The sequence below is a fragment of the Vibrio sp. Vb1574 genome (assembly GCF_033338675.1).
The window spans coordinates 1-1,899 of the sequence record NZ_JAWOTC010000111.1 but is presented as its reverse complement, the minus strand read 5'-3'; the positions used below and the strand labels follow the sequence as shown (position 1 = coordinate 1,899).

2 protein-coding genes and 1 pseudogene are annotated in these 1,899 nt (G+C 44.2%); 2 read left to right on the top strand and 1 reads right to left on the bottom strand.

Annotation, left to right across the window (positions count from 1 at the left end; genetic code table 11):
• A partial coding sequence (locus R7O12_RS23935; RefSeq protein ID WP_318126527.1) for a glutathionylspermidine synthase family protein occupies window positions 1-287 on the top strand: 287 nt, incomplete at its 5' end.
• A 73-nt stretch (window positions 288-360) separates the two neighbouring features.
• On the opposite strand, the gene R7O12_RS23930 is transcribed toward R7O12_RS23935, so the two are convergent.
• On the bottom strand, window positions 361-972 hold the full coding sequence (locus R7O12_RS23930; RefSeq protein ID WP_005459839.1) for a YecA family protein: 612 nt from the start codon (window positions 970-972) through the stop codon (window positions 361-363).
• Window positions 973-1,025: 53 nt separating this feature from the next.
• Between R7O12_RS23930 and R7O12_RS23925 the strand changes: the two are divergent.
• Window positions 1,026-1,899, top strand: a pseudogene (locus R7O12_RS23925) (cache domain-containing protein); the annotation flags it as partial.

Below are 1,899 nucleotides of genomic sequence, written 5' to 3'. Positions count from 1 at the left end.
AAGCGAGTTGTTTGAACGATTATGTCATCAAACCGTTATTCTCGCGGGAGGGGGCGAATATTGAGATCGTCAAAGATGGAAAGCGCTTGGTGAAAACGCCGGGGCCTTATGAATCGAAATTCAATATCGTCCAGAAATATCATCCGTTGCCTAAGTTTGGGCAGAACCATACGTTAATCGGTAGTTGGCTCGTCAATGATAGAGCGGCGGGTATTTCGATTCGTGAAGACAGTAGCCTAGTGACACAAGATATGGCGCGCTACATTCCACATGTGATTTTGACGTGATCAAAAAAGCTCTCCATTCAGAGAGCTTTTTCATATCAGATGTTCAATTTCAATGATCAACGATTACGTTATTTTATTGCTCTTCAGCCAACGCAACACCGCGTTGAGTAAGACCACATAGCATCACAGGTATAGCATTGAAGATCTCTTCAAATTGCTCTAAGCCTTCCATGCCTTGCTCTGCAAGCGTTGCAATGGTGGTTTCTGGATCGTACAACATAGTAAGAGAGAGCAGCACACCACCCAATAGGGCACTGTCTTCGCTGTCTTCTGGCATTAACGTTTCCCAATCATCACGTGTCAGTTGCCAACCTTGAAGTACACCTTCACAGAAATCACGAGTACTTGCTGAGACAATGTCTTGCTCATCGAGAGTACAACCTTCAGGCCATTGCCAAGAACCTTCTAGCAAAGCTGGTCGAGTTTGGTTCCACATTTGTACAATTTCATCAATGTACAGTTCTAGTTGTTCACCATCTGAGAAAGGTGCTGTCTCTTCGCCGCCCCATAAGAATGGCAGCCACTCTTGAGGGTTCAACACGTTTGGCGCTGATGCCATCGCGGTTACAAAGCCTTGAGTTTTCGCTAGGTTTAGTAGTTTTCCATCAAGTTCTGGAAGAGAAAGCATGTCTTGTAGTTTCAAAATAGAATACCATTTGTTAATGGGCTGATTGGTTGCGCTCATCTTACCAATCAATTAGTGATAAATCGATATTAGGGAATGATTCGTCTACAGATATGGAAATTCGTTCGTCACTTAGAAAAAAAAGCATTCTCGCTCTCACACTGTACCTGTGTTTTTTTATCGCTACGATAGGATCGGTGGTGTACTTGGTGGTTGAGCCACCTGTCCGTGACAAACTAGAAAGAAATCTCGATTTACGTACCCAACTGCTTGCTTCCCAGATAAAAGAGCCGCTCATCACATCCACAGGCGTACTGAATAGCTTGGTTGGGCTTGCGCAAAGCTCAAACCAAAGCAATTCCCTTAAATCGACCATTCCTCAGATTTTAAGATGAAGCGACGAGATCATCGTCAGTGGTGGATTGTGGCCCAAACCAGAACTCAAAGAAGAACGATGGCGGTTTACCAGTTTGTTTTTTAACAAGAACAGTGAGGGGAACATCGATCAGATTCATTCATACAACAATCCAGAATCTGGCGGTTATGACAATGATCCGTGGTATCGCGCAGCCGCTGAACAACCGTCAGGCTCGGTGAGTTGGTCTGCGGTGTATATTGATACTTTCACTCAAGTTCAAATGATTACCGCCTCTGCGCCGTATTATAGAAATGGAGAGTTTGCAGGCGTTGCGACGGTCGACCTTTCTTTGGAGGCCTTATTCCAGTTCATTCGTGAGCACACCAACCAATACTCTTTGGGGGTGGTCATTCGAGATGCTAACTCGAATGTCATCATCGAACACAACTTTCAAATCACCAAACAAATGTACATTAGTAAACTCGATTTTGGTGAATTTCATTGGAAGCTAGAAGTTGTCAATGCTAAGGCGAAAGTGGCGGATCAAGTGTTCGAGCAAGTCATGAGTGTTGAAGGCGGCATCATCCCATTCTTATTGCTATGCGTTCTCGTTGGGTACTATTTACTTA